We start from the raw sequence: 25,103 nt of genomic DNA on the forward strand, positions 1-25,103 counted from the left end.
CGCCATGGCGCATGTCAAAAACCATGATTTCCACATTCTGAACCCCTCCATCTGGCCCTTCGCCGGATCGGTGTCGGCGTTTGTGATGCTTTTCGGGGGCGTGCTCTGGATGCACGGCGTCACCTCGTTGATGTTCTTCGCTGGCTTTGTCGGCGTGCTCTACACCATGTTCGCGTGGTGGTCCGAAACCGTTGCCGAGAACAAGGCAGGCGATCACACGCCGGTCGTACGGATCGGTCTGCGCTATGGTTTCATCCTGTTCATCATGTCCGAAGTGATGTTCTTTGCCGCTTGGTTCTGGTCGTTCTTCAAGCACGTCATCTACCCGATGGAGACATATGCCGGCACCGAATATGTCGCGCCGAATATCCACGCGGTCGATGCGTTCCACCTGCCGCTGATCAACACGCTGATCCTGCTGCTGTCGGGCTGTGCCGTGACATGGGCGCACCACGCGCTGGTCCATGGCAATAACCGCAAGGACCTGATCAACGGTCTGGCCATTGGTATCTTCCTTGGGGCGATCTTCACCGTGCTGCAGGCCTATGAATACTATCACCTGCTGGCGCATGAGGAATGGCAGTTCGGCGGGGATGAGTTCTATTCGAACTTCTTCATGGCGACTGGCTTCCACGGTATGCACGTGATCATCGGCACGATCTTCCTGACGGTCTGCCTGATCCGCGCGATCAAGGGCCACTTCACGCCCGAACAGCATATCGGTTTCGAAGCCGCCGCTTGGTACTGGCACTTCGTCGACGTGGTGTGGCTGTTCCTGTTCTTCGCGGTTTACCTCTGGGGTCAGCCCTAAGGGTCTTTCATCCTCTTGGCATTGCCGGGGGGGAGGGCTAACACATGCAGGCGCGCGGAGGGTTCTTCGCGCGCCGTTTCTTTGGGCGAGCTCTTTGGGGGAGCCATGAACTGGCGTCTGCTGTTTCCGCTGGTGATCGGTCTGGGTGGGATCGCGCTGCTTGTGTCGCTTGGCACATGGCAGGTGCAGCGACTTGGCTGGAAAGAGGCGCTGCTGGCGGATATCGAAACCCGCATCGCGGCCGATCCCGTGCCCCTTCCGGTGCAGCCTGACCCAGATGCCGACCGGTATCTGCCGGTCCGGGTCGAAGGGCGGTTTGTGCCGGACGTGCAGGCGAAGATGCTGGCTTCGCGCCGCCAGATCGGTGCTGTCCATCGCCATATCGTTCCGTTTGAGACGCTGACGGATGGTCGCATCCTCGTCGATATTGGCTGGACGGAGGATGACACCGCGCTGGCTCCGCTGCCGACCGTCCCTGTCATGCTGACCGGCAACCTTGATTGGCCGCGCGAGACGGATGGATTCACGCCCGCGCCGGACCTAAAGGACAACTTCTGGTTCGCCCGTGACGTTCCCGCCATGGCGCAGGCCTATGACACGCGCCCGATCCTGCTGGTTTTGCGGGCCGCACCGAACACGGTGTTGGGAACAACGCCTTGGCCGGTCGATACCGCTGGCATTCCGAACGATCACCTACAATATGCGATCACGTGGTTTTCGCTGGCCGCGATCTGGGGGGCGATGACGTTCCTGTTCGTCTGGCGAAGCCGAAACAAGAAAGACTGACTGATGCATTATGTCTCCACTCGTGGGCAGGCGCCCGTTCTTACCTTTGAAGACGCGATGCTGTCGGGGCTGGCGCGGGATGGGGGGCTGTATGTGCCCGAAACGATCCCGCAGATGAGCGCCGAGGACATCGCCGCGCTGGCGGGCCTGCCCTATGAGGAAATCGCCTTTCGTGTGATGCGCCCCTTTGTTGGCGACACCTTCACCGATGCAGAGTTTCGCGGCCTGATCGATGCCGCCTATGCCGGGTTCAATCACGATGCCCGCGCGCCGCTGGTGCAACTGGGGCAGGGGCATTTCCTGCTGGAGTTGTTCCACGGTCCGACGCTGGCCTTCAAAGATTTCGCGATGCAATTGATCGGGCAGCTTTTTCAGGCGGCGCTGAAACGCCGGGGCGAACGTGTGACCATCGTCGGCGCGACGTCGGGCGATACCGGATCTGCCGCGATCGAGGCCTTCGCCGGTCTGGACAATGTCGATGTGTTCATCCTGTACCCGCATGGCCGCGTGTCCGAAGTGCAGCGTCGCCAGATGACGACACCGGCGGCAAGCAATGTGCATGCGCTGGCGCTGGATGGCGATTTCGATGATTGTCAGGCGCGGCTGAAGGATATGTTCAACGATTTCGATTTCCGCGACGGTGTGAAACTGGCCGGGGTCAATTCGATCAACTGGGCGCGGGTGCTGGCGCAGGTCGTCTATTATTTCTCCAGTGCGGTGGCCCTTGGCGCGCCGCACCGCAAGGTCAGCTTCACGGTGCCGACCGGCAATTTCGGAGATATCTTCGCGGGCTATATCGCGCGCTCCATGGGCTTGCCGATTGACCGTCTGGTGGTGGCCACCAACCAGAATGACATCCTGCACCGTGCCTTGTCGGGGCAGGGCTATCACAAGGGGGAAACGATCCCTTCGATCAGCCCGTCGATGGATATTCAGGTATCGTCCAACTTCGAACGCGCGCTTTTCGACGCCTATGGGCGTGATGGCAAGGCGGTCGCGCAATTGATGGAAGAACTGAAATCGGGCGGGTTCGATATCAGCCAGGGCGCCATGCAGGCGCTGCGCGAAATCTACGCCTCGGGTCGCGTGTCGGAAGAGGAAACCTCCGCCCAGATCGCCGCCAGCCTCAAGGGCACTGGCGAGCTGCTCTGCCCGCACAGCGCCATTGGCGTGAAGGTCGCTGAAGCGCATCTTGATGGGGCCACGCCGATGATCACGCTTGCCACTGCGCATCCGGCGAAATTCCCCGATGCGGTCGAGGCCGCGACTGGTGTCAGACCGCCCCTTCCATCCCGTATGGCGGACCTGTATGAGCGTCCGGAACGGCTTGAGAGAGTGCCCAACGATCTGGCGGCGCTTCAGGCTCATATCAAAGGGAAAATCGCGGGTTGACGGTCAAGACACATAGGCTTTCCAACGGGTTTCGCGTTGTCTCCGAACACATGCCGGGTCTGTCCTCGGCGGCGGTCGGCATCTGGGTCACGGCAGGCGCGCGCCATGAGCGGGCCGAACAAAACGGAATCGCGCATTTCCTTGAACATATGGCCTTCAAGGGAACCGCGCGGCGTACAGCGTTGCAGATTGCGGAAACCATCGAAGATGTGGGTGGCTATATCAACGCCTATACCTCGCGCGAGGTGACGGCCTATTACGCCCGTGTGCTGGGCGAAGATGTGCCGCTGGCGGTCGATGTGATCGCGGATATCCTGCTGAACCCGGAATTCGATCCCAAAGAGATCGAGATCGAGCGCGGCGTGATCCTGCAAGAGATCGGGCAGGCGCTTGATACGCCCGATGATGTGATCTTTGACTGGCTTCAGGAAAAAGCCTATCCCGAACAACCCATTGGCCGGACCATTCTTGGCCCGTCCGAACGTGTCAGCGCGTTTTCCCGCGATGATCTTGCCGGGTTCGTGCATGAACATTACGGCCCCGATCAGATGATCCTGTCGGCGGCGGGCGCTGTCGATCACGACGCGTTGTGCAAGATGGCCGAAGACCTGTTTGGCGGCTTGCCGCCCCGTGGTCATCTGGATGCGGACCCCGCCCGGTTTGAAGGCGGCGAAACCCGCGAGGTCAAGGATCTGGAGCAAGCGCATTTCGCCTTGGCTTTTGAATCGCCCGGCTACCGGAGCGAGGATTTCTATACGGCGCAGGTTTATGCCTCGATCCTTGGCGGCGGTATGTCCTCCCGGTTGTTTCAGGAAATCCGCGAAGTCCGCGGGCTGTGCTATACGATTTTCGCTCAAGCCGGGGCTTATGCCGATACGGGCATGATGACGATCTATTCCGGCACATCGGGGGAACAGCTTCCGGAATTGGCGGGGATCACCGTGGACGAGATGAAGCGCGCTGCCGACGATATGTCAGAGGCCGAGGTCGCGCGGGCGCGTGCGCAGATGCGGGCCGGGTTGTTGATGGGGCTGGAAAGCCCGTCGAGCCGCGCCGAACGTCTGGCACGGATGATCCATATCTGGGACCGCGTTCCGGCGTTGCAGGAAACCATCGACCGGATCAATTCCGTGACGGTGGATGGCGTGCGCCAATTCGCGTCGCAGATGGTTCTGAAGGCGCCAGCGGCTTTGGCGCTCTATGGACCCGTGGAGTCGGCGCCCGCCTTGCAGCAATTGCAGGAGAGGCGCGCTGCCTGATGTTGCTGCCGCGCCGCAAAGTCCGGATTGAGACGGAACGGCTGACTCTGCGCCCGCCGGTCCATGCGGATTTCCGGCCGTGGGTTGCCCTGCGGCAGACAAGCGAAGCGCATCTGGTCCCGTGGGAGCCGCGTTGGGCCGATGACCATCTGTCGCGCAAGGCATTCACCAATCGCGTTTATTGGGCGCAGCGGTCGATCAATTCGGGCAGCGCGGTGCCCCTGTTCCTGATCCGGCGCGAGGATGACGCGCTGCTTGGGGCGATCACGCTCGACAATATCCGGCGCGGGCCATCGCAATCGGGCACGCTGGGTTATTGGACCGGCGTCCACTACGCGCGGCAGGGATATATGCAGGAAGCCATTCTCGCTGTTCTGCATCACGCCTTTGTTCAGCAGGATCTCAGCCGGATCGAAGCGGCCTGCCTGCCGCAGAATGCCGCCTCGCGCGGGTTGCTCGAAAAATGCGGGTTCAAATATGAAGGCGTGGCGCAAAGCTACCTTCAGATTGACGGGCGCTGGCGCAACCATGTGCTGTATGCGTCGCTGCGAAATGATCGGCGGGGCCGGTTGGAAACAAGCTGAAATTGAAGGCATTGCCCGGCGGGCAAAGGTCCGGCGCGAAAAAGTGATGCTGACATAAAGCCGCGGCGCGCTAACATCCCCTTGTCGAAAGGAGATGTCATGTTACGCCTTTTCCTCTTCCTGTCGCTCTTGGCCGCGCCCGCGCTGGCGCAGCAGCAGCCCACCCGGACGCCCAGCCATTGCCGCGCGCTTGCAGATGCCGCGCCGGGCCTTGAATATACTCAGCGCGCCAGCTGGACCGCGCCTCTGCCCGACGAAACCGTGCGCATCCGCTATATCGCCCATGCGTCATTCCTGATCCAAAGCGCGGGCGGGCTGAACATGGTGACGGATTTCACGGGCTTTATCGGAAGCGTCGATATGATTCCCGATGTGGTCACCATGAACCACGCCCATTCGACCCACTGGACCGCGTCGCCTGACCCCGCGATCCCGCATGTTCTGCCCGGCTGGGGCGCGGAATTCGGCACCGGTATCGATCACGAGCTTGAGTTGGGCGAGGTTCTGATACGCAATGTTTCGACCGATATTCGCAGCGCCTATGGCGGGACGGAGACCGAGGGCAATTCGATCTTCATCTTTGAGATGGCGGGGCTGTGCATCGGGCATCTTGGTCACCTGCACCACGAACCAACGGCCGAGCAATACGCCGCGATCGGTCGGCTTGATGTGGTCATGGCGGCGGTCGATGGTGGCATGACGGTGGATCTGCCGACCATGACGCGGATTTTGCAGCGGCTGCGATCCTCTATCGTCATTCCGATGCATTGGTTTGGCGAGACTACCTTGCAGCGCTTCTTGGCGGATATGCAGGAGGATTTCCAAGTCGTCCGCGTGCCCGGGTCGTCCATCGAAGTGTCCATGGACCGATTGCCGGGGCGGCCCACGATCATGGTTTTGCATCCCGAATGGCTCCGCGATACCGAGTAAGCGCTTGCCTTCGCCGCCGATCTGTCAAGGGTAGGGGCCATGACACTAAATGCTGCCGATGACCGCTTTCGTACCCTGATCCTGCAAGCCCTGCCGCCGGAGGTGCTTCGTCCGGCTGAAGCGCGCTATCTGGAAGAGCCGCGCGGCAGGTGGGCGGGGAATGCTGGCCTGATCGCCGCGCCGCGATCGACCGATGAGGTGGCCGCCCTCGTCCGTCTTGCAGCGCAGCACAAGGTGGCGATTGTCCCTTATGGCGGCGGAACGGGGCTTGTGGGCGGGCAGATCGCGCCAGACGGGCCTGCGCCGCTTTTGCTGTCGCTGGAACGGATGACCGCCATTCGCGCGGTCTATCCTGAGGAAAACGTAATGGTGGCAGAGGCAGGCGCGATTCTGGCGGATGTCCAAGCTGCCGCCGCTGGCGCGGACCGGCTTTTCCCGTTGTCACTGGCGGCGGAGGGGACCGCGCGGATCGGCGGCAATCTGGCGACCAATGCTGGCGGCACCGGTGTGCTGCGCTATGGCAATGCGCGCGATTTGTGCCTTGGGTTGGAGGCCGTTCTGCCCGATGGCACGGTCTGGCATGGCTTGTCGCGACTGCGCAAGGACAACACCGGCTATGATCTGCGCAATCTGTTGATCGGCTCTGAAGGCACCTTGGGTGTGATCACCGCCGCTGCGCTCAAGCTGTGGCCGCTTCCGCGCGCAACCGGCACGGCGTTGATGGCGGTGGCCTCGCCGCAGGCCGCGCTGAAACTGCTGGCCATGGCGCGCGATATGCTGGGCGACGGGGTCAGCGCGTTCGAGTTGATGCATCGGCAAGGCTTTGAATTCCTGACGGAAACCTTGCCGGACGTGCGCCAACCCTTCGCCGAGCCGCCTGAATGGACGGTGCTGATCGACCTTGGCCTGCCCGCGCGGCAAAGCGCCTCGGGCGCGCTGGAGGAGCTGTTCGGCGCAGCGCTTGAGGCGGGTCTGGTGGATGACGGGCTTATCGCGCAGTCAGAAGCGCAAGCGGCAGAATTCTGGTCCGTGCGCGAGCATATCCCCGAAGCGAACCGCAGGATCGGGTCCGTGTCGAGCCATGATATCTCGGTCCCGCTCAGCGCCATTCCGGAATTCATCGAACGCGGCGACGCGATCATCGCGGGGCTGGGGGCGTTTCGGATCAACTGTTTCGGCCATGTCGGCGACGGTAATCTGCATTACAACGTGTTCCCCGCGCCGGGCCGCACGCGGCAGGACCATGTGGAGCAGCGCGATGACATCAAGCGCGCGGTCCATGATCTGGTGCATGAACTTGGCGGCTCCGTCAGTGCAGAACACGGGATTGGCCGGCTCAAGGTCGGCGATCTGCAACGCTATGGCGATCCGGTGAAACTGGCCGCGATGCGGGCGATCAAGGATGCGCTTGATCCGTTGGGGATCATGAATCCCGGCGCTGTGTTGCCCGCACGCGGCTAAGACGCATCAAGGGTTACTCGCCCTCGAAGGCGCACAGCGCGTGTACGTCCATGCCCATCTTCTCCAGCCGGGCCCGGCCACCAAGATCGGGCAGGTCGATCACGAAGGCGCAGCCGACGATTTCGCCGCCCAGCCGTTCGACCAGTTTGATACCCGCCTCGGCGGTTCCGCCCGTGGCCAGCAGATCATCGACCAGCAGGATTTTCTCGCCCGCTTGAATCGCGTCGTCATGGATTTCCACGACCGCTTCGCCATATTCGAGCGTATATGCCTCCGAGATCGTCGCACCGGGCAGCTTGCTCTTCTTGCGGATCGGCACGAAGCCGACCGACAATTGGTGCGCGATGGCACCGCCCAGGATGAAGCCGCGCGCTTCCAGCCCGATAACCTTGTCGATGCGCGTCCCAGCATAGGGGTGAAGCATCTGATCCACCGCCAGCCGAAGTCCGCGCGGATCGGCGAACAAGGTGGTCACATCGCGGAACATGATGCCCTCATGCGGGAAATCGACGATGGTGCGGATGTAATCCTGAACGGTTTTGTGATTTGGCATTGGCGGCTCTTTGCAGTCGGTTACGCTGCGGTTGTGGGCCAGCCGGGCAGGGAAAGGCAAGCGAAATGGCAGGATTTGGACGGCGCGGATTGTTGCTGGGCGGCGGGATGGTCGCTATTATGGCGCTTTGGCAGCGCTATGGCGTTCAGCGCCGTGCGGCACTGGAATTCAGGGCGATCCATGGTGCGCCGGGCTGGTCGTTTGCCTCTGCCGGTGGGATCAGCGGGCTGAGCGGGGCGGATTTCGCGACAATCGGGCTGGACGAGGGGCCAGAACCGCTTGACCCCGCGCTGCTGGAGAACGTGCTTTATCCGCGCCGCGACACAGTACCGGTCGCGGTGTTTTCAGACTATTTCTGCCCTTATTGCCGGGAATTGGTGCCGCGTGTGAAGGCATTGGAAAACGCGGGCGTCCTTCGCGCGAATTGGCATGAATTGCCGTTACTTGGCCCGCTATCGGGTTGGGCCGCGCGGGCATCTGTGGCGGCGGATCTTCAGGACGGCTACGCCGAGTTCACGCAAGCTTTGGCCCGGCAAGGCGTGAAGCCCACAGCCAGTTGGTTCAGCACCGTGGCCGAAACAGCCGGGCTGGATGGTGCGATGCTGCGCCAGGATATGGCCGGGCCAGAGGTCGCGCGCCGGTTGCAGCAAACCGCCGCTGCCGCCGCGCGTCTGGGGATCAGCGGCACGCCGGGGATCGCAGCCGGGCGCAAGGTTGTGCTGGGCGCGATCGAAACAGACCAGCTGGAGGCGCTGGTGCGCCCCTGACTACAGAACCCGGCCCGCCACCGCGTCCAGTTTCGCCAGCACGGCCGGGTCGCGCTTGTCCGGCGCGGTCATGATCGCGAATTCCAGCGCCCGGTTGCAGCCATGCGGGCAGGCTGTGCGCTCTGCCCCCAGAAGGGCGGGCAGCGCCTTGACCAGCGCGCGGCCATTGTCGGAATTGGCGCCCAGCGTGGCAATGATGTCGTTGATATCGACAGCGCCATGTTCCGGGTGCCAGCTATCGTAATCGGTGATCATCGCGACGGAGGCGTAACAAAGCTCTGCCTCGCGGGCGAGCTTCGCCTCGGGCATGTTCGTCATGCCGATCACGTCGCAGCCCCACGCCACGCGATACATCTTCGATTCCGCGATCGACGAGAATTGCGGCCCTTCCATCGCCAGATAGGTGCCGCCCCGGTGGACGGTGATGCCCGCCCCCTTGGCCGCAGTTTCGCAGGCGTCCGACAGGCGCGGGCAGGTTGGGTGCGCGACAGAAACATGCGCGACGCAGCCTGTGCCGAAAAAGGATTTTTCCCGCGCGAAGGTGCGGTCGATGAACTGATCGACAATCACGAAATGCCCTGGTGCCAGCTCTTCGCGGAATGATCCGCAGGCCGAGACAGAGATCACATCCGTCGCGCCGATCCGTTTGAGCGCGTCGATATTTGCGCGGTAGGGCACGGTTGAGGGGGAATGCACATGCCCGCGCCCGTGGCGGGGCAGGAACGCCATCTTCACCCCATCCAGCGTGCCGGTCAGAATCTGATCCGAAGGCGCACCCCAAGGCGTTTCCACCGTCTGCCATGTGGCGTCTTCCAGCCCGTCGATTTCATAGATGCCAGAGCCGCCGATCACGGCGATCATGGTGTCTGTCTGGGGCTGGGTCATGGCGGGCATCCTCGGGTTTGCTGCTGTGCGGCAACACTGGCCAAGCGGCGTGCAGGTTTCAAGCGTGCGGTCGGGGGATCGGCGCATTTCTTCGTGACTGGGGCGAAGGCTGGGGGGGCGGGACCTGTGGCGTCGCCGCCTGCGCTGCCGAATGGGGCCGCGCAGTGCAAGGATACGGGGCGTTCGCCGCGACCGTGCCACAACTCCGCCCGCGCCGGGCGGTTAGGTGTGGCGCCTTGGCGCGCCTTGTGTTAGCGCCGCGACAAATCGCACAACGATCCCTTCAAGGAGCCACGTTTTGGCCGATAGCAGCTATTCCAGCTTTGCCCGTAACTTGTCCGCGTCCCTTTCTATCCGTCCGGTAAGCGACAATCGCCCGGTCGGAGAGATGTTGCGAACCGAAATCCTGTCCGGGTTGACCGTGGCGCTTGCCCTTGTCCCCGAAGCCGTCGCCTTTGCCTTCGTGGCCGGGGTTCACCCGCTGGTCGGGCTGTATGCGGCGTTTCTTGTGGGGCTGATCACAGCGCTGATCGGCGGCCGTCCGGGCATGATCTCGGGCGCGACGGGCGCGTTGGCCGTCGTCATGGTGGCTTTGGTGGCGGAACACGGGGTCGAATACCTGTTCGCCACCGTGGTGCTGATGGGGATCATGCAAATCCTTGCGGGTGTGTTCAAGCTGGGCAAGTTCATCCGGCTGGTGCCACATGCGGTGATGCTGGGCTTTGTGAACGGGCTGGCGATCGTGATTTTCCTGGCGCAATTGACGCAGTTTCAGGTGCCGGGCAGCGCCGAGGCGTCGGGCCACGGCATGTCGGGCGGCGAATGGTTGAGCGGCTGGCCGCTGTATCTGATGCTGGCTCTGGTCGCGTTGACCATGCTGATTATCTGGGCCACGCCCAAGATCACCAGCGCGTTTCCGGCACCGCTGGCGGGTATTCTGATCGTGGCGCTGATCGTGATCGGTTTCAATCTGGACGTTCCGCGCGTGGGCGACATGGCGTCCATCGAAGGTGGTCTGCCGCCGTTCCATATCCCGTCCGTGCCGCTGAATTTCGACACGCTTGAGATCATCTTCCCCTATGCGCTGGTACTGGCGGCGATCGGCCTGATCGAAAGCCTGCTGACACTGAACCTTGTGAACCAGATGACGGACCAGCGTGGCGGGGCGAGCCAGGAGTGCATCGCGCAGGGGATTTCCAACACCGTGACCGGTTTTTTCGGCGGCATGGGTGGCTGTGCGATGATCGGACAATCCATGATCAACGTGAAATCGGGCGGGCGCACGCGCATCGCCGGGATCGCGGCGGCGCTGTTCCTGCTGAGCTTCATCCTCTTCGCCAGCCCGCTGATCGAGCAGATTCCGCTGGCTGCGCTGGTGGGCGTGATGTTCATGGTCGTGATCGGCACATTCGCATGGAACACGTTCCGGATCATGCGCGTTTCGACCAAGTTCGCCAGCTTCGTGACGATCCTTGTGACGGTTGTCACCGTGCTGGAAGACCTTGCCGTGGCGGTTGTCGTCGGCGTGATCGTTTCGGCGCTGCAATATGCGTGGGTCAATGCCCGCCGCATCCATGCGCGGGCCTACACGACGCCGGAAGGGGCGAAAGTGTATCAGGTGGACGGGCCGCTGTTCTTCGGCTCGGCGGAAGGCTTCCAAGAGATTTTCGACGTCAAAGGCGATCCGAAAAAGGTGTTCATCGATTTCGCGGAAAGCCGGGTTGCGGATCAATCCGCGCTCAACGCGATCGAGACACTGGCGGGGCGCTATGCGGAAGAGGGCAAGGAGCTGCACCTGCGGCACCTGAGCCGTGATTGCAAGGCGCTGCTAAGCAAGACCGGGCTGATCATCGACGAAGCCGATGATGATCCCGAATATCAAATCGCGGCAGATTACGCGGTGCAGCGCGGCCTGTTCGGCGGCGGTCACTAAGCGCACAAAGCGCCGTGCCCAGCGGACCCGGAATGGTTCAGGGCGCGGCGCGTTCCAATGCGGCCAGATCGCCTGCCATCAGCGCGGGCCGGGCTTTTGCCACGATTTCCGGCGGCCAGTCCCACCATGCCAGCTCCAAAAGCCGCGCGGCGGTCTTGGTATCGAACCTGTGGCGGATCACGGTGCCGGGATTGCCCGTGACAATCGCATAGGGCGGGACAGTGCCGCGCACGACCGCACCGGCGCCGATGATCGCGCCATGGCCGATATGCGCGCCGGGCAGGATCAGGGCCCCGTAACCGAACCAGATATCATGGCCGATGACGGTGTCGCGGGTATCCGGCTGGTAGCCCGCCAAGGTCGCGGGATCGAAGATCGGGAAGGGAAAACAGGTCAGGCCGTCCTGCGCGTGATTGGCCCCAGCGGTCAGAAAGCGCACAGCATGGGCGATCTGGCAGTATTTCCCGATATGCAGATGCTCTGTGCCGCCCGGAAAGAGATAGGGCGCAAGCTGGCTGGCCCAGTCGGAGGGCGGGGCGAAATCCGAGGCATAGGTGAAATCGCCCACATGGAAATTCGGGTGGTCGATCACGCGCGACAGAAAGACGGTGCCCGGATGCACCGTGCCGTCCGGAAGGGTGACGGGATGGGTGCGGGCCGGGTCGGGGAAGATCATGGCAAGCTCCGCCGGAGCGGCGCTCCTGCACGGCTATGTGCCGCGCAGATCGCCCCGCCCGCCGTCCCGCAGAAGGGCAGCGCGAGCGCCGCGTCAGTCATCGGGGCGTTCAAGTTCGAACACATCGCGCACCACCGTGTAATCGCGATAGCCAAGCCGTGAGAGCGGCTGGAACCGGGTCACGTCGAAGCGGCCATCGTTCAGGCAATCGTCGCGCATATGCACGCCGGTCACTTCCCCGAACACGACATAGTTGGTTTCTCCCTCGATCTTGACGATCTGCGTCATCCGGCATTCCAGCGCGGCGGGAACGCCATCCACCCTTGGGCAATCTATCGTCTCGCATTGCGCAGCGGTCAGCCCGGCTTCAGCGAATTCGTCCGTGCCCGCCGGGAAGGTGGCAGAGGTGACGTTCATCGCGTTCTGTGCGGCGGCTTCGACGATATTCACGCAGAACACGCCGGTTGCGCGGATATTGGCAACGCTGTCCTTGGTGCCATCCTGATCGTCCTTGGCGCTGGTGGACGCGAACATCACCTGCGGCGGGACATAGGCAACCGCGTTGAAGAAAGAGTAGGGCGCCAGATTGGCGATCCCATCTGCGCCTTTCGTCGAAATCCAGCCGATCGGGCGCGGTGTGACGATGGCGTTGAACGGGTTGTGGGGCAGACCGTGACCGTCTGCGGGACGATAGAACATGAGACCTCCGTATCGGTTTGGCAAACCCGTACCCTCATGCTAGGCCGAATGCCAGTCCGGGAAGCAGGGGCGGGGCAGGTGTATCAGTTCACGCAGGAGGCAGCGCACGACCTTTGGGAGGTCGAAGCTCTCTATGACCTGTGCTTTGCGCCGGGTCGCGAGGCGCTGAGTTCCTACCGGCTGCGCGATGGAATCGACCCGGTGCCGGAGCTGTGCGTGACCGCCCGGGACGAACTTGGGATTCTGTCCGGTGCTATCCGCTATTGGCCCGTCCATGTGGGCCGCGCGCCTGCCTTGTTGCTGGGGCCGGTAGCGGTACACCCGACGCGTCAGGGCGAGGGGCTGGGCGGGCAGTTGATTCATGACACGCTTGCGCGCGCGCAAGGTTGGGACCGCGTGCTTTTGGTTGGGGATGCGCCTTACTACCAGCGGTTCGGATTCGAGAAGCTCTCGGGCGTGCGCATGCCGCCGCCGACCAACCCGGCGCGGGTGTTGGGGCGATCGCTGACGCCGGGCGCGTGGAATGGGGTTTCGGGCAAGGTCTCGCGCTGGAAGGGTTGAAACCCGCCGGTTTCGAGACAACCTTTTGACCATGAACACACAGCATATCGAATTGCCCGCCCCGGTTTTGGCCAAGATCCGCAATCTGGCGACGCGGCACCGAAACGCTTCGGGCGTGGGGATCACGGTGATCAATGCGCTGGGCGGTCAGGCCGAATCCTGGCTGGGGCGTCTGCCGGGGCCGGTTCGCATCGGGCTGGATGGCGCGACACGCAGCGCCCTTGTGCAGGCCTCCAAGGCGGCTCATGTCAGCCGGGGCGCGGTTCCCGATCAGCCCGGATGGGTGAACACGGCGGTTGGCGCGGCCATGGGGGCGGCTGGCGGAATCGGCGGGACGGCCACCGCCCTGGCCGAGCTTCCCGTGACGGTGACATTGCTGATGCGCATCATTCAGGGCGTCGCGGCGGAATATGATTTCGACCCGGCGGAGGAGAGCGTCCAGTTCGACTGTCTGACCGTCTTCGCCTCTGCGGGTCCGCTCGATCAGGATGACGGGGCGGAAACGGCGTTTATCTCCGCCCGGCTGGCGCTGAACGGGGCGGCGTTACAAAAGGTGCTGGCGGCGGTCTCGCCGAAGCTCGCCGGGGCGCTGGGCCAGAAGCTGGCGGCGCAAGCGGTGCCGATCCTTGGGGCGGCGGCAGGGGCGGCGATCAACTTCGCCTATACCGGATATTACCGTGAAATGGCGCATGTGCAGTTCGGGTTGCGCAAGCTTTCCGTGGATACGGGGATCAATGAGCACGCCCTGCTGCGCGCATTGCAGAAAGAGCTGACCGGGCCGGACGTTCAGTCCTGACCCAACCGCATCATGGCAGAGCGTGCCACGGATGTGGATTTGACGATGGCATAGACCGCCTGACCGGGGGCAAGCGCCAAATCCGCGACGGATCGGTCGGTCACACGGGCCAGCAGGCGCTGGCCTTCCAGTTGCAGCACGACGGCCGTGCCCGGACCCCGCCCGGTTTGGAGCGCGTCGATCGTGGTGTACAGGATGTTGCGGGCCGACAACCCCTCGGGCCGGGTCCGCGACAGGATCACATCGCGGGCGAGAATGCGCAGGCGCAACTGTTCGCCCGGCGCGGCATCTACCCCCGGAAGTTCCATGAATTGTCCCCCGACGGACAGGCGCGTAAGGCCATCTGCGCCGTGATCGGCCACGACCGCATGGAGGATCGCCCCCGCCTCGCGCACGCCCAGCAGGGGCATTGCGGCAGGATCGGACAGCACGTCGAAGACGGGTCCGTGCAGGGTGATCCGCCCGTTCTGCAGCAGCGCCACATGGTCCGCCAGCCGGGCGATCTCATCCACCGCATGGGTGACATACAGGATCGGGATGCCCGCCTGTGATTTCACCCGATCAAGATAGGGCAGGATGTCCTCTTTCCGGGGGCCGTCCAGCGCTGCCAGCGGCTCATCCATCAGCAGCATCTGCGGTGCGCATAGCAGCGCGCGGGCGAGCGCGACGCGCTGGGTCTCTCCGCCCGACAGGGTGCGCGGACGACGATTGAGCAGCGGCGCGAGGGCGAGTAGGTCAATCAGTGTGTCCTCGTCCAATGGCGGCGCGTCGGCGCTGTAGGGCGCGCCAAAGCGGAGGTTCTCGCGCACGGTCAGATGGGGGAACAGTCGCCCATCCTGAAAGACATACCCCATGCGCCGCCGCTCTGGCGGTAACCACACCCGGTCATCGAACAGCACCCGGTCGCCAAGTGTCATGCGGCCATGGTCCGGGCGAAAAAGCCCGGCAACTGCGTTGATAATGCTTGTTTTGCCCGCCCCGGAGGGGCCGAAAAGAGCAGTGACGCCGGGACCGCCCTGCAAGGCGATATCCAGGGTCAGGTCGGGCAAGGCGTGGCGCAGGCGCAGGTCAAACTGCATCGCGTCCTCCGATCCGGCGGGCCAGTCGCCGCGCCAACCATTCGGACAGCAGCACGGCCCCTACCGATATCGCGACGGCCCATAGGACGAGGGTCGCCGCTGGTCCCTCTTGCCCCGGGATTTGCAGCAAGGCGTAGATGGCAGAGGGCAGGGTTTGAGTCTCGCCCGGGATATTCGCGACGAAAGTGATGGTTGCGCCGAATTCGCCCATTGCCTTGGCAAATCCCATGACCGCGCCCGCAAGCACGCCGGGCAGGGCAAGGGGCAGGGTGATGCGGGTGAACACCGCCCAGCGAGGTGTGCCAAGGGTCGCGGCGGCCTGTTCCAGCCTTGGGTCCACAGCCTCCAGCGCAAGGCGGATGGCGCGGACCATCAGGGGCAGGCCCATGATCGCGGCGGCGAGCGCGGCGCCAGTCCAGCGGAAAGCAAAGGTCAGGCCCAGCGTGGCCTCGAAAAACTGGCCAAGTGGGCCGTTTCGTCCAAATGCCACCAGCAACAAATAGCCCGTGACCACCGGCGGCAGGACAAGGGGCAAATGCACCAATGCCGACAGGACGGCCTTGCCCGGAAACTCGCGCCGCGCCAGCAGCCATGCCAGCCACAGCGCAACCGGCAGGGCACACAGCGTCGCGACGAAGGCCACGCGCAAGGACAGCAACAGCGCTTCCCATCCGGCCGGATCCAGCATCATGGCGCTGTCTCGAAGCCGAAGCGCCGGAAAACCTCAAGCGCTTCAGGGGTTTGCAGGGCCGCGATCAGCGCGTCGCCCTTGGGCGTCAGCGCGGCCAGCGCGTAGCGGATGCGCGGCTGATCTTCGGGTGGGATGTGCCAGACGGGCGATGCGGCTTGCGGCGCGGCCACGAGGTCAGAGGCATAGACAATGGCCAGCGGCACCTCTGCCCGCGCAACGAGGGCGAGGGCGGCGCGGACATTGTCTGTCTCTGCCAACCGCGGGCGAAGCGCATCCCAAAGCCCCTTCCGCGACAGCCAGTCCTGGGCATATTGCCCCGCCGGAACGGATCGATGTTCGCCCATGGCAAGCCGCCCCTCCGGCCCAAGCCGGTCCAGCAGCGCGGTGCGGGTAAGCCCCGGCAGCGGCGGGGCGCCGGGCGGGCCGACCAGCACAAGGCGATTGGCGATTGGCGCGCTGCGGGTGCCCGCGCGCAGATGTCCACGGGAGTCCAGCCAGTCCATCCATACAGGGTTGGCAAGCATCACCGCGTCGCCGGGCGCACCATTGTCGATCTGCCGGGCAATCGCGCCGCTGCCACCAAGCGAAACGCGCACATCGTCCTCTTTCAGAATCTCGGCCAGGGCATCGCCAAGCGACGCGGCGGCAAAAAGCGTGCGCGCAGGTTCACTGGCCGCGAAAGATGCAGCCAGCGCCCACATCAGGCAGGCAAGGAAAAACCGTGTCGGCAAAGCCCGTAACATGACCGTCGAGGTAGCCCGAGCTTTCACATCAGGGCAAGCTGCAATTGGTCGGGGTTGCGGTTTCGCAGCGGGGCTGCACCACGCGGCGGCGCAGAACTGGACGCAGGTTCGGCTTGATCGCCACGTATGATTGACTAAGTGTTAAAGCGTGAACAGGTAGAGTGCTGACATGATACAGTACAGTTTGAAATGTGCGAGCGGCCACAGTTTTGAAAGCTGGTTCAAGTCGTCTGACGCCTATGACTCGCTGAAAGCGGCGGGGCATGTATCTTGCGCCGTATGCGGATCGATCGAGGTCGAGAAAGGCATCATGGCGCCGCATGTTGGAACCAGCCGGACGAAACAGCCGGACGTGCCGCAAAGGGCGGCGGAACCCACGCAATCCGTGGCGAAAGTGCCCGAAGCGCAGATGCGCCAGCTGCTGGCAGAGATGAAGCGGCAGGTCGAAGCGAATTCCGACTATGTGGGCAAGAATTTCGTCAAGGAAGCGCGGGCGATGCATCTGGGTGACGCGCCCGAGCGTGCGATCTATGGTGAGGCGAAACCTGCGGAAGCAAAGGCGCTGATCGATGAGGGCGTGCCTGTGATGCCGCTTCCCTTTACTCCGACACGAAAGACGAATTGAAAAATGACAGTTGTGATTACCGGTGCGAACCGTGGCATCGGCGAAGCGCTTGCGCGTGACTATCGTGCGGCGGGCGCGCATGTCCTTGGCACCAGCCGCGGCCCCGATACGGAAGTGTCGCTGGATGTGACCCGGCCCGAAGAGTTCTCTGTGCTGAAAGAGGGGCTGGCCGGTAAGCCGGTCGATCTGCTGATCTGCAATGCGGGGGTCTATCTGGACAAGGGGCACGACATTGCCACCGGGTACGATGCCGATTTGTGGGCGCAGACATTCGCGGTCAATGTGACGGGCGTTTTCCTGACAATCCAGACGCTTAAGGACAATCTGCGCGCGGCCGAAACGCCAAAGATCGCGATTATTTCCAGCCAGATGGCCTCTCAGACCAAGGCGCCGGGCGGCAGCTATATCTACCGCGCATCAAAAGCCGCTGCGCTGAATCTGGGCCGTAACCTTGCGGTCGATCTCAAGCCCGAAGGCATCGCCGTGGGCATCTATCATCCGGGCTGGGTGCGCACCGATATGGGCGGCGGCACGGCGGAGATTTCGGTGGATGAAGCCGCGTCGGGGCTCAAGGCCCGCTTTGACGAGCTTGATCTGCAAAGCACCGGCTGTTTCCGAACCTGGGACGGCCGCGACCACCCTTTGTGATCCCGATTTTCACGTCGCCCCTTGCGTGGCAGGCTTGCGCCTAGGGCGGGGGGCGCGTAAACGGCTGCGAAGTTTTCGTGAGGCCGGGATAAACCATGCCCATCTTGGTGATGAAATTCGGCGGGACATCCGTCGCGAACTTGGACCGGATCGCCCGCGTTGCCAAACGTGTCGGCGTGGAAGTGGCGAATGGCTATGACGTGATCGTCATCGTCTCTGCCATGTCGGGCAAGACCAATGAATTGGTCGGCTGGGTCAACGAGACATCCAAGCTGTATGACGCGCGCGAATACGACGCCGTTGTCTCCTCGGGGGAGAACGTCACCGCCGGGTTGATGGCGCTGCGCCTTCAGGAAATGGGCATTCCGGCGCGCTCTTGGCAAGGCTGGCAAGTGCCGCTGCTGACAAGTTCCGCCCATGGATCGGCGCGGATCAACGAGATTCCCACCGACAACATCAACGCGAAATTCGGCGAAGGGATGCGCGTGGCTGTTGTCGCGGGCTTCCAGGGGATCAGCCCGGAGGGCCGTATCACCACACTGGGCCGGGGCGGCAGCGACACCACAGCCGTGGCCTTTGCCGCCGCGTTCGGCGCGGAGCGCTGCGATATCTATACCGATGTGGATGGCGTCTACACCACCGACCCGCGGATCGAATCGAAAGCGCGCAAGCTGGACAAGATTTCCTTTGAGGAAATGCTGGAATTGGCCTCTTTGGGGGCGAAAGTGCTGCAAACGCGCTCTGTCGAGCTGGCGATGCGGTATAACGTGAAGCTGCGGGTGCTCTCCAGCTTTGAAGACGAGATGAACGACCAGGCGGGCACATTGGTCTGTGCGGAGGATGAGATCGTGGAAAATAACGTTGTGGCCGGTGTGGCCTATAGCCGGGACGAAGCGAAGATGACGCTGGTAAGCGTTGCCGACCGTCCGGGCATTGCGGCGCTGATCTTTGGCGCTTTGTCCGAGGCTGGCGTTCTTGTGGACATGATCGTGCAGAACATCTCGGAAGAGGGGCGCACGGATATGACGTTCTCTTGCCCCACCGATCAGGTGGCCCGCGCTGAAAAGGCGATGGAGCAGGCCAAGTCGGACGGTGTTCTGAACTTTGCCGAAATCATCGCAGATACGGACGTGGCGAAAGTATCGGTTGTGGGTATCGGGATGCGGTCGCACACCGGGGTTGCGGCGAAGATGTTCCAGTGCCTGAGCCAAGAAGGCATTAACATTCAGGTCATTACCACGTCGGAGATCAAGATTTCCGTCCTGATTGACCGCAAGTACATGGAATTGGCCGTGCAAGCGCTGCACGATGCGTTCGAATTGGACAAGGCGGCCTGATCGGCCAGCCCGGCGAACGACATCTGCCCCAACTGTGCGCGCTGGACTGTTCTGGCGCGCATCCACGCCCTTGATGCCGGGTCGCTGGCTGTGCAGACCTGGGCTGGTTGCCCCGAAACTGCCCGTTTAGCGGGAAAAACCGTAGCGTTTTATCAGAATTCCGTTTCGCTTCGCGCCGGGCTGTGGTCTATGCTGCAAGCCGCAAGATGAACGGGGGGCAGGCCAGAATGGCCGATGGTTTCGAGACAGAAAGCCGCAAACTGCTTGGGCGGTTGCGCGATCTCATGGCGGGCGATGATCCCGGTCAGGCCCGTCTTGACAAGATCACGCGGCTGGTCGCTGGCTCCATGGGCTGCGAGGTCTGCTCGATCTATCTGTTCCGCGATGATGAAACGCTCGAACTTTGCGCGACCGAAGGTCTGAAATCCGAGGCGGTTCACCAGACCCGGATGAAGCTGGGCGAAGGTCTTGTGGGCCGCGTCGCGCGGCGGCGGCAGATCGTGAATACGGCGGATGCGCCGTCGGCCCGCGGGTTTCGCTATATGCCGGAAACGGGCGAAGAAATCTTCTCCAGTTTCCTTGGGGTGCCGATTCAGCGCCTTGGCGACAGCCTTGGCGTTCTGGTCGTGCAGTCGAAAGAGGCGCGCGAATTCAGTTCCGACGAAGTCTATGCGCTGGAAGTCGTGGCGATGGTCTTGGCCGAAATGACGGAGCTTGGCGCGTTCGTCGGGGAGGGCGCGGCCCTTTCGGCGCGTCATTCGCAACCGGTCATGTTGCGCGCCACTGCGGCGCAGGAAGGCGCGGCAGAGGGTCATGTCTGGCTGCACGAGCCGCGCGTGGTCGTCGTCAACCCGATTGCCGAAGATCCCCACCGCGAGATGGAACGGCTGATGTCTGCCGTGGACGAATTGCGTGTGGGTGTGGACAAGATGCTGGCGATGGCGCAGCACGACAAGGACCAGGCGCAAGTCCTTGAAGCCTATCGCATGTTCGCCAATTCCAAAGGCTGGATGCGGCGTATGCAGGAAGACATCTCGCGCGGGTTGTCGGCCGAAGCTGCGGTCGAGAAAGAGCAATCGCTGGCCCGTGGCCGGATCGGCCAGTCAAAGGACAATTACCTGCGCGAACGGCTGGCGGATCTGGACGATCTGTCCAACCGGCTGCTGCGAATCCTGACCGGGCAGGGCAAAAACACCGGGGCCGAGATGCCCAGCGATCCGATCCTGATTGCGCGCAATATCGGGCCGGGCGAGTTGCTTGAATATGGCCGCGCGTTGAAGGGGATCGTGCTTGAGGAAGGCTCTGTCGGGTCACATGCGGCGATCGTGGCACGGGCGCTTGCGATTCCGCTGGTGGTCAATGCGCCGCGCATAACGACAGAGGCGCTGAACGGCGATCACATCATGGTCGATGGCGATCAGGGGATCGTTCACTTGCGCCCGGACGACACGATCGTGAACGCTTTCCGCGACAAGATCGCGATGCAGGCCGAAGCGCAGACGCGATACGCCTCGATCCGCGAAAGAACGGCGACGACGCGCTGTGGCAAGACGGTTGGCATGTTCATGAATGCCGGGTTGATGGCCGATCTGCCGTCGCTGCAAAGCTCTGGCGCCGAGGGGGTGGGACTGTTCCGTACGGAATTGCAGTTTCTTGTGCGCAACCAGATGCCGCGCCGGTCTGAACTGGTGTCGATCTATGCGCGGGTTCTGGATGCTGCGCAGGACAAGCGCGTGGTCTTCCGCACGCTTGATATCGGGTCGGACAAGGTGCTGCCTTATATGCGCCCGACGGATGAGCCGAACCCGGCGCTGGGCTGGCGCGCGATCCGCGTGGGGCTGGACAAGCCGGGCGTGCTGCGGATGCAGTTGCAGGCGCTGATCCGGGCGGCCGATGGTCGTCCGCTGACGGTGATGTTCCCCTTCATCGCACAATACGAAGAATACACATCTGCCCGCGCCGAGGTCGACAAGGCGTTGGAGCGGGAACGCAAACTGGGGCATCCCCTGCCAAGCAAGCTGGAAGTCGGCGCCATGCTGGAGACTCCCAGTATCGCCTTTGCCTCGCGCCGCTTCTTTGAAGAGGTCGATTTCCTGTCCATCGGTGGCAACGATCTGAAGCAGTTTTTCTTTGCCGCCGATCGGGAGAACGAGCGCGTGCGGCGGCGTTATGATACGCTCAATGTCAGCTTTCTCAGCCTGATCGAACAGATTGTTGAGCGGTGCCGCGAAACGAACACGCCGGTCAGCTTCTGCGGCGAAGATGCGGGCCGTCCGGTGGAGGCTTTGGCCATTGCCGCGATTGGCGTACACAACCTGTCGATGCGCCCGGCCTCGATCGGGCCAGTGAAAAGCCTGCTGCTGCGGAGCGATCTGGACGCGGTGCGCAAAGTCATCACCGACGCGCGTGAGCGGGGCGACATGAGCGTGCGTCCGGCCCTGATGGAGCATCTGGCGCAGTCCGGGTCAGCGGATTGATCCGCGCGATCCGAGGGTTTCGCGGGTCAATCGAAAGTTGCAATGAAGCCGGTGACTTCTAGGGCAGCGCTGAGGCTGTGGACAAAATCCGCTTTGTGTGGCCTGCCAGGTTATCCTCAGATTTGAGGGGAAGCGGCGCTGGCATGATTTGTCTTTTTTGCGACTTTTGCCGCAAAACTTGTCTAATAATCCGGGGTGAATTATACTTTTGTGGCATTATCGGTCATGCCGCCCGCCGCGCCTGTGGGTAAGTCGCGGCGGGTGCTTCGGTAAGCGTTATTTCTCGCAAATCTCGGACATGGCGGCGAGGAAAGCTGCGACCTCGCCAAGCGTGTTGTAATGGGCCAGCGACACGCGGGTGCAGTCCTTCAAGCCAAGCGGATCAAGGATGTTGCCGGAATAATGGTCAGCTTTGCGCAGGTGCGTGCGGATGCCCGCGTCGCGCAGTTGCGCCACCACTTCGGGGCCGGGCACATGATCCACAACGACCGAAACAAGCCCCTCGCGCGCGGCATTCTCGGCGCCGCCCAGCACCGATACGCCCGGCATTTCGATCAGTCCCTTCTGGTTGCCCGTGCCATAAAGCATGGCTTGGGTCAGGGCATGTTCGTGGGCGTGGATCGCCTCACCCGCTGCTTCGATCCGGCGGCGGCGGTCGGTTTCTTGCGACACCTCGCCGCCCAGCCAGTCGAAGTAATCGACCACGTCGGAGAACGTGGCGTAGCTGCCCGTATCGCGCGTGCCGAATTCCCAGCCAAGCGCCGGGCCGCCCACCAGTGAATCGTGGGGCTGTGCGCCAAAGCGGTCGGACACCCAGGCAATGCCATAGCCGTGCCGCGAGAACACCTTGTAGGGCGAGATCACGTAACCATCGATGTCATAGCTATCGATGTCGATCCCGCCATGGCAGGCATGTTGGATGCCATCGACGATGATCAGGCAGTCCGGCGCGACGGCGCGGATCGCGGCGGCGATACCCGCCACATCCTGCCCCATGCCGCTGACGGGGGAGGTGTGCAGGATCGTCGCAACGCGGGTCTGCGGGGTCACATGGGCGCGATAGGCGTCCGGCGTCACAAGGCCCAGTTCCGCGTCATGCGGCACTTGTATATAGGGCAGGCCCGCGCGTTCGGCCCATTTCGCACAGGCGGAGCGCGAGGCCGGGTGTTCCACGGTGGACCCAAGGACTTCGCCGCCACCCGCATTCATGATTGCCGTGCGCAGCAGCCGGAACAGCAGTTCTGTGCCACTTTCGCCCACAAAGACCTGCCCCGACGACGCGCCGAAGAAGGTCATCGTGTCTTCCTTGGACTTGGCGATGATGTCCATCAGCGCCGCCGAGGCCGGGTTGTCCCGCCCCTGATTGTCCGGGATCGCCGCGAATTTTGCGGAGGTTTCGACAACCTTGTTCAGGGTCAGCGCACCGCCCGCATTTTCAAAGAACACGCGCGGGCCGTCGAACGGGCAGCTGTCCACATGAGCGAACCGCGATCTGATAGTATCAAGCAATCCTGGAATTTCTGCCAACACGAGTGTGTGCTCCTTCGCTGAGTTTTCCGCCGGAACCTGCCCGCCTTTTGTCCGGGTTACCAGAGCCGCCGTGTACCTGACGCGCAAAGCATGGTCATACTGTCTGCAAAGCGGGCAAACCGATTTTCGCCCGCCCGCAGCTTGGGGGGCTCGCCGACCACCGAAAACGGGGTTAGTCGCCTTTGACGTGCTCCCAGACGGCGCTCATCACGACAGAGCCTTCTCCGACCGAGGACGCCACGCGTTTGACAGAGCCCGCGCGCACGTCGCCCACTGCGAAAATTCCGTGGCTTGAGGTTTCAAATTGCGACCGCCCGCCATTCTCCGGCCCGGTCAGCACAAATCCCCGGCTGTCCAGGGCAACGTGATCTTCAAGCCAGTTCGTATTGGGCGCGGCCCCGACCATGATGAAGGTGGCCTGGGTCTCGATTCGCCGGGTCTCCTCCGTTGCCTTGTTGTGCACGGTCAGGGCTGTCAGCCGATCCTCCCCATGGAGTTGGCGTATCTCTGTGTTGAAATGCACGGTGATGCGCGGGTCGGCATCAAGCCGCGAGGACAGGTAGCTGGACATGGATTTCGCCAGATCGCCTGAACGCACCAGAAGGTGCACATGCCGTGCCTTGCGGCTGAGGAACATGGCGGCCTGACCCGCAGAATTCCCGCCGCCCACGATGACGGCGTCGGTTCCACGGCAGAATCGGGCCTCCATCTCGGTCGCGGAGTAATAGATGCCCGCGCCCTCGAACCTGTCGAACTGGTCCAGCGGGAGCTTGCGATATTGCACGCCGGTCGCGACCACGACGGCCTTGGCGCAAATCTGATTGCCGTTCGACAAGGTGGCGTGGAACACACCATCGCGCCGCGTCAGCGCCGTGACCCGCACCGGCATTGCAAAGCGCGTGCCGAATTTCATGGCCTGCACTTCACCGCGCCAAACAAGATCACCGCCTGAAATGCCCGTGGGAAAGCCCATGTAATTTTCAATCCGGCTGGATGTGCCGGCCTGACCCCCAATGGCGATATCCTCGACTACGACAGCCGATAGCCCCTCGGCCCCGGCATAGACGCCTGCGGCAACACCGGCAGGACCGCCGCCAACGATCAGCACGTCGATCACCTCGTCATCGGAAAGTGTCAGTTCCAGCCCCAAGGCGCGGGCCAGTTTTGCTGGGGTCGGATCCTTGACCCTCTCGCCGCCGAACCAAACGGCTGGCTCGCGGTCGGCCCCGGAGGCGGTGTCCGCCGCGTCATCGCCATCAGCATCGTTCAGGTCGATCAATTGCGCGGCGATCCGGTTGCGCGACGCGAATTGGGCAATTCTTTGAATCTCCGGGTCAATGTCGGCCCCGATCAGCTTCAGCACCGTCTGCCCATGCTCGACATTCCCGCGGCGGCGGGCGGCGAAGACCGTCAGGATGATATCGCTCATTTCCGGAATGCGGGACATCAGTTCCGCCAGGGTGGAGCGTTCCACAACGATAACGTCGGTCTGTGTGCAGGCCTGCAGCTGGAACATGGACACCGCGCCGGACAGCAGGCCGATCTCTCCGGTGAATTGGGTCGGGCCCATGGTGGCCGCGATCATCCGATCCCCGGAAGACGGATAGACCACTTCGATTTCGCCAGACTCGATATAAAGAAATTCGGTCATCGGCTCGCCGGGCCGGATGACGATGTCGCCAGCGCCATAGCTGCGGGGCGTGCCCGCTTTGCGAAGTGCCGCGACATGGTCGTCATGCAGCGGGGTCCGGCCCATCTGCGCAAGATTGTCAGCGAAACTTTCCATGGCGTGTCCTTCGGCTTTGGTCCGTCAACGTCCGGTCGGTCGCGGTCTTCAACGGCTATGGCGGTCCGGCACCCATGACGCGCGGCGCATCGAA

The 25,103-nt window shown here is 62.9% G+C and carries 24 protein-coding genes; 15 read left to right on the forward strand and 9 right to left on the reverse strand.

The features are described from left to right. Nucleotides 1-4 precede the first annotated feature (4 nt). The 7 genes from E4Z66_RS10035 (at nucleotide 5) to E4Z66_RS10065 (ending at nucleotide 7,223) form a co-directional block, all read left to right on the forward strand. Nucleotides 5-811: a cytochrome c oxidase subunit 3 gene (locus tag E4Z66_RS10035; protein WP_136462851.1), complete on the forward strand. Its 807-nt coding sequence runs from the start codon at nucleotides 5-7 to the stop codon at nucleotides 809-811. Nucleotides 812-916: 105 nt separating this feature from the next. Continuing rightward, entirely contained in the window at nucleotides 917-1,597 is a 681-nt protein-coding gene (locus E4Z66_RS10040; protein ID WP_136462852.1) for an SURF1 family protein, read from the forward strand. A gap of 3 nt (nucleotides 1,598-1,600) precedes the next feature. Next, entirely contained in the window at nucleotides 1,601-2,989 is a 1,389-nt protein-coding gene (thrC, locus tag E4Z66_RS10045) for a threonine synthase (protein WP_136462853.1), read from the forward strand. A 50-nt stretch (nucleotides 2,990-3,039) separates the two neighbouring features. After that, nucleotides 3,040-4,248 (forward strand): M16 family metallopeptidase, encoded by a 1,209-nt coding sequence (locus tag E4Z66_RS10050; protein WP_425456134.1) that lies wholly within the window; start codon nucleotides 3,040-3,042, stop codon nucleotides 4,246-4,248. Then, nucleotides 4,248-4,832, forward strand: coding sequence for a GNAT family N-acetyltransferase (locus E4Z66_RS10055; RefSeq protein ID WP_136462855.1), 585 nt, complete (start codon nucleotides 4,248-4,250; stop codon nucleotides 4,830-4,832). Before E4Z66_RS10050 ends, E4Z66_RS10055 begins: the two co-directional genes overlap by 1 nt. A 99-nt stretch (nucleotides 4,833-4,931) precedes the next feature. Next, nucleotides 4,932-5,762, forward strand: a complete 831-nt coding sequence (locus tag E4Z66_RS10060) for an MBL fold metallo-hydrolase (protein ID WP_136462856.1) — start codon at nucleotides 4,932-4,934, stop codon at nucleotides 5,760-5,762. A gap of 39 nt (nucleotides 5,763-5,801) precedes the next feature. Beyond that, nucleotides 5,802-7,223: an FAD-binding oxidoreductase gene (locus E4Z66_RS10065; protein ID WP_136462857.1), complete on the forward strand. Its 1,422-nt coding sequence runs from the start codon at nucleotides 5,802-5,804 to the stop codon at nucleotides 7,221-7,223. 13 nt (nucleotides 7,224-7,236) lie between these two features. Here E4Z66_RS10065 and E4Z66_RS10070 read toward each other — a convergent pair whose 3' ends face one another. Then, nucleotides 7,237-7,776: an adenine phosphoribosyltransferase gene (locus tag E4Z66_RS10070; RefSeq protein WP_136462858.1), complete on the reverse strand. Its 540-nt coding sequence runs from the start codon at nucleotides 7,774-7,776 to the stop codon at nucleotides 7,237-7,239. 65 nt (nucleotides 7,777-7,841) lie between these two features. Here E4Z66_RS10070 and E4Z66_RS10075 point away from each other — a divergent pair, with 65 nt between their 5' ends. Beyond that, nucleotides 7,842-8,543, forward strand: coding sequence for a DsbA family protein (locus tag E4Z66_RS10075; RefSeq protein WP_136462859.1), 702 nt, complete (start codon nucleotides 7,842-7,844; stop codon nucleotides 8,541-8,543). Here E4Z66_RS10075 and E4Z66_RS10080 read toward each other — a convergent pair whose 3' ends face one another. Continuing rightward, nucleotides 8,544-9,428, reverse strand: a complete 885-nt coding sequence (locus E4Z66_RS10080) for an S-methyl-5'-thioadenosine phosphorylase (RefSeq protein ID WP_136462860.1) — start codon at nucleotides 9,426-9,428, stop codon at nucleotides 8,544-8,546. Nucleotides 9,429-9,726: 298 nt separating this feature from the next. On the opposite strand from E4Z66_RS10080, the gene E4Z66_RS10085 reads away from it, so the two are divergent. Further along, nucleotides 9,727-11,361 (forward strand): SulP family inorganic anion transporter, encoded by a 1,635-nt coding sequence (locus E4Z66_RS10085; protein ID WP_425456131.1) that lies wholly within the window; start codon nucleotides 9,727-9,729, stop codon nucleotides 11,359-11,361. A 37-nt stretch (nucleotides 11,362-11,398) separates the two neighbouring features. Here E4Z66_RS10085 and E4Z66_RS10090 read toward each other — a convergent pair whose 3' ends face one another. Continuing rightward, on the reverse strand, nucleotides 11,399-12,037 hold the full coding sequence (locus E4Z66_RS10090) for a CatB-related O-acetyltransferase (protein WP_136462861.1): 639 nt from the start codon (nucleotides 12,035-12,037) through the stop codon (nucleotides 11,399-11,401). Nucleotides 12,038-12,130: 93 nt separating this feature from the next. Then, entirely contained in the window at nucleotides 12,131-12,736 is a 606-nt protein-coding gene (locus tag E4Z66_RS10095; RefSeq protein ID WP_136462862.1) for a flavin reductase family protein, read from the reverse strand. Nucleotides 12,737-12,784: 48 nt separating this feature from the next. Between E4Z66_RS10095 and E4Z66_RS10100 the strand changes: the two genes are divergently transcribed. Together E4Z66_RS10100 and E4Z66_RS10105 are read left to right on the forward strand one after the other, a co-directional pair. Further along, nucleotides 12,785-13,297: a GNAT family N-acetyltransferase gene (locus E4Z66_RS10100; protein ID WP_136462863.1), complete on the forward strand. Its 513-nt coding sequence runs from the start codon at nucleotides 12,785-12,787 to the stop codon at nucleotides 13,295-13,297. Nucleotides 13,298-13,328: 31 nt separating this feature from the next. Then, complete coding sequence (locus E4Z66_RS10105) at nucleotides 13,329-14,093, forward strand: EcsC family protein (RefSeq protein ID WP_136462864.1); 765 nt, start codon at nucleotides 13,329-13,331, stop codon at nucleotides 14,091-14,093. Here E4Z66_RS10105 and modC read toward each other — a convergent pair. From modC to modA, 3 genes are read right to left on the reverse strand one after another with little or no spacing between them, the layout of a single operon-like run. After that, complete coding sequence (gene modC / locus E4Z66_RS10110) at nucleotides 14,084-15,172, reverse strand: molybdenum ABC transporter ATP-binding protein (protein WP_136462865.1); 1,089 nt, start codon at nucleotides 15,170-15,172, stop codon at nucleotides 14,084-14,086. The genes E4Z66_RS10105 and modC overlap by 10 nt on opposite strands. Further along, nucleotides 15,162-15,863 (reverse strand): molybdate ABC transporter permease subunit, encoded by a 702-nt coding sequence (modB, locus tag E4Z66_RS10115; RefSeq protein ID WP_136462866.1) that lies wholly within the window; start codon nucleotides 15,861-15,863, stop codon nucleotides 15,162-15,164. Before modB ends, modC begins: the two co-directional genes overlap by 11 nt. Continuing rightward, nucleotides 15,860-16,606 carry a molybdate ABC transporter substrate-binding protein gene (modA, locus tag E4Z66_RS10120; protein WP_136462867.1) on the reverse strand — a complete coding sequence of 249 codons (747 nt, stop codon included), beginning with the start codon at nucleotides 16,604-16,606 and terminating at the stop codon, nucleotides 15,860-15,862. The genes modB and modA overlap by 4 nt, the downstream gene beginning before the upstream one ends. 169 nt (nucleotides 16,607-16,775) lie before the next feature. On the opposite strand from modA, the gene E4Z66_RS10125 reads away from it, so the two are divergent. The 4 genes from E4Z66_RS10125 to ptsP all read left to right on the forward strand — a co-directional run bounded on the left by E4Z66_RS10125 (nucleotide 16,776) and on the right by ptsP (nucleotide 21,693). After that, on the forward strand, nucleotides 16,776-17,231 hold the full coding sequence (locus tag E4Z66_RS10125; protein ID WP_136462868.1) for a DUF1178 family protein: 456 nt from the start codon (nucleotides 16,776-16,778) through the stop codon (nucleotides 17,229-17,231). Nucleotides 17,232-17,234: 3 nt separating this feature from the next. Next, nucleotides 17,235-17,879 carry an SDR family oxidoreductase gene (locus E4Z66_RS10130; protein ID WP_136462869.1) on the forward strand — a complete coding sequence of 215 codons (645 nt, stop codon included), beginning with the start codon at nucleotides 17,235-17,237 and terminating at the stop codon, nucleotides 17,877-17,879. A 95-nt stretch (nucleotides 17,880-17,974) separates the two neighbouring features. After that, nucleotides 17,975-19,216, forward strand: a complete 1,242-nt coding sequence (locus tag E4Z66_RS10135; RefSeq protein WP_136462870.1) for an aspartate kinase — start codon at nucleotides 17,975-17,977, stop codon at nucleotides 19,214-19,216. Nucleotides 19,217-19,443: 227 nt separating this feature from the next. Next, nucleotides 19,444-21,693, forward strand: a complete 2,250-nt coding sequence (gene ptsP, locus E4Z66_RS10140) for a phosphoenolpyruvate--protein phosphotransferase (protein ID WP_136463091.1) — start codon at nucleotides 19,444-19,446, stop codon at nucleotides 21,691-21,693. A 276-nt stretch (nucleotides 21,694-21,969) separates the two neighbouring features. Here ptsP and E4Z66_RS10145 read toward each other — a convergent pair whose 3' ends face one another. Next, the gene (locus E4Z66_RS10145; RefSeq protein ID WP_136462871.1) at nucleotides 21,970-23,223 is read right to left on the reverse strand and encodes an aminotransferase class V-fold PLP-dependent enzyme; all 1,254 of its coding nucleotides are present in this window, start codon (nucleotides 23,221-23,223) and stop codon (nucleotides 21,970-21,972) included. A gap of 172 nt (nucleotides 23,224-23,395) precedes the next feature. After that, nucleotides 23,396-25,009: an FAD-dependent oxidoreductase gene (locus tag E4Z66_RS10150; RefSeq protein ID WP_136462872.1), complete on the reverse strand. Its 1,614-nt coding sequence runs from the start codon at nucleotides 25,007-25,009 to the stop codon at nucleotides 23,396-23,398. Nucleotides 25,010-25,103 lie beyond the last annotated feature (94 nt).

It is taken from the genome of Aliishimia ponticola (genome assembly GCF_004803475.1).
GTDB classification, from domain to species: domain Bacteria; phylum Pseudomonadota; class Alphaproteobacteria; order Rhodobacterales; family Rhodobacteraceae; genus Aliishimia; species Aliishimia ponticola.

Bases quoted from the DNA above. Each gene is read 5' to 3' on its own strand.
- E4Z66_RS10035 (WP_136462851.1), top strand. From the start codon at position 5: ATGGCGCATGTCAAAAACCATGATTTCCACATTCTGAACCCCTCCATC.
- E4Z66_RS10040 (WP_136462852.1), top strand. From the start codon at position 917: ATGAACTGGCGTCTGCTGTTTCCGCTGGTGATCGGTCTGGGTGGGATC.
- thrC (WP_136462853.1), top strand. From the start codon at position 1,601: ATGCATTATGTCTCCACTCGTGGGCAGGCGCCCGTTCTTACCTTTGAA.
- E4Z66_RS10050 (WP_425456134.1), top strand. From the start codon at position 3,040: ATGCCGGGTCTGTCCTCGGCGGCGGTCGGCATCTGGGTCACGGCAGGC.
- E4Z66_RS10055 (WP_136462855.1), top strand. From the start codon at position 4,248: ATGTTGCTGCCGCGCCGCAAAGTCCGGATTGAGACGGAACGGCTGACT.
- E4Z66_RS10060 (WP_136462856.1), top strand. From the start codon at position 4,932: ATGTTACGCCTTTTCCTCTTCCTGTCGCTCTTGGCCGCGCCCGCGCTG.
- E4Z66_RS10065 (WP_136462857.1), top strand. From the start codon at position 5,802: ATGACACTAAATGCTGCCGATGACCGCTTTCGTACCCTGATCCTGCAA.
- E4Z66_RS10070 (WP_136462858.1), bottom strand. From the start codon at position 7,776: ATGCCAAATCACAAAACCGTTCAGGATTACATCCGCACCATCGTCGAT.
- E4Z66_RS10075 (WP_136462859.1), top strand. From the start codon at position 7,842: ATGGCAGGATTTGGACGGCGCGGATTGTTGCTGGGCGGCGGGATGGTC.
- E4Z66_RS10080 (WP_136462860.1), bottom strand. From the start codon at position 9,428: ATGACCCAGCCCCAGACAGACACCATGATCGCCGTGATCGGCGGCTCT.
- E4Z66_RS10090 (WP_136462861.1), bottom strand. From the start codon at position 12,037: ATGATCTTCCCCGACCCGGCCCGCACCCATCCCGTCACCCTTCCGGAC.
- E4Z66_RS10095 (WP_136462862.1), bottom strand. From the start codon at position 12,736: ATGTTCTATCGTCCCGCAGACGGTCACGGTCTGCCCCACAACCCGTTC.
- E4Z66_RS10100 (WP_136462863.1), top strand. From the start codon at position 12,785: ATGCCAGTCCGGGAAGCAGGGGCGGGGCAGGTGTATCAGTTCACGCAG.
- E4Z66_RS10105 (WP_136462864.1), top strand. From the start codon at position 13,329: ATGAACACACAGCATATCGAATTGCCCGCCCCGGTTTTGGCCAAGATC.
- modC (WP_136462865.1), bottom strand. From the start codon at position 15,172: ATGCAGTTTGACCTGCGCCTGCGCCACGCCTTGCCCGACCTGACCCTG.
- modB (WP_136462866.1), bottom strand. From the start codon at position 15,863: ATGATGCTGGATCCGGCCGGATGGGAAGCGCTGTTGCTGTCCTTGCGC.
- modA (WP_136462867.1), bottom strand. From the start codon at position 16,606: ATGTTACGGGCTTTGCCGACACGGTTTTTCCTTGCCTGCCTGATGTGG.
- E4Z66_RS10125 (WP_136462868.1), top strand. From the start codon at position 16,776: ATGATACAGTACAGTTTGAAATGTGCGAGCGGCCACAGTTTTGAAAGC.
- E4Z66_RS10130 (WP_136462869.1), top strand. From the start codon at position 17,235: ATGACAGTTGTGATTACCGGTGCGAACCGTGGCATCGGCGAAGCGCTT.
- E4Z66_RS10135 (WP_136462870.1), top strand. From the start codon at position 17,975: ATGCCCATCTTGGTGATGAAATTCGGCGGGACATCCGTCGCGAACTTG.
- ptsP (WP_136463091.1), top strand. From the start codon at position 19,444: ATGGCCGATGGTTTCGAGACAGAAAGCCGCAAACTGCTTGGGCGGTTG.
- E4Z66_RS10150 (WP_136462872.1), bottom strand. From the start codon at position 25,009: ATGGAAAGTTTCGCTGACAATCTTGCGCAGATGGGCCGGACCCCGCTG.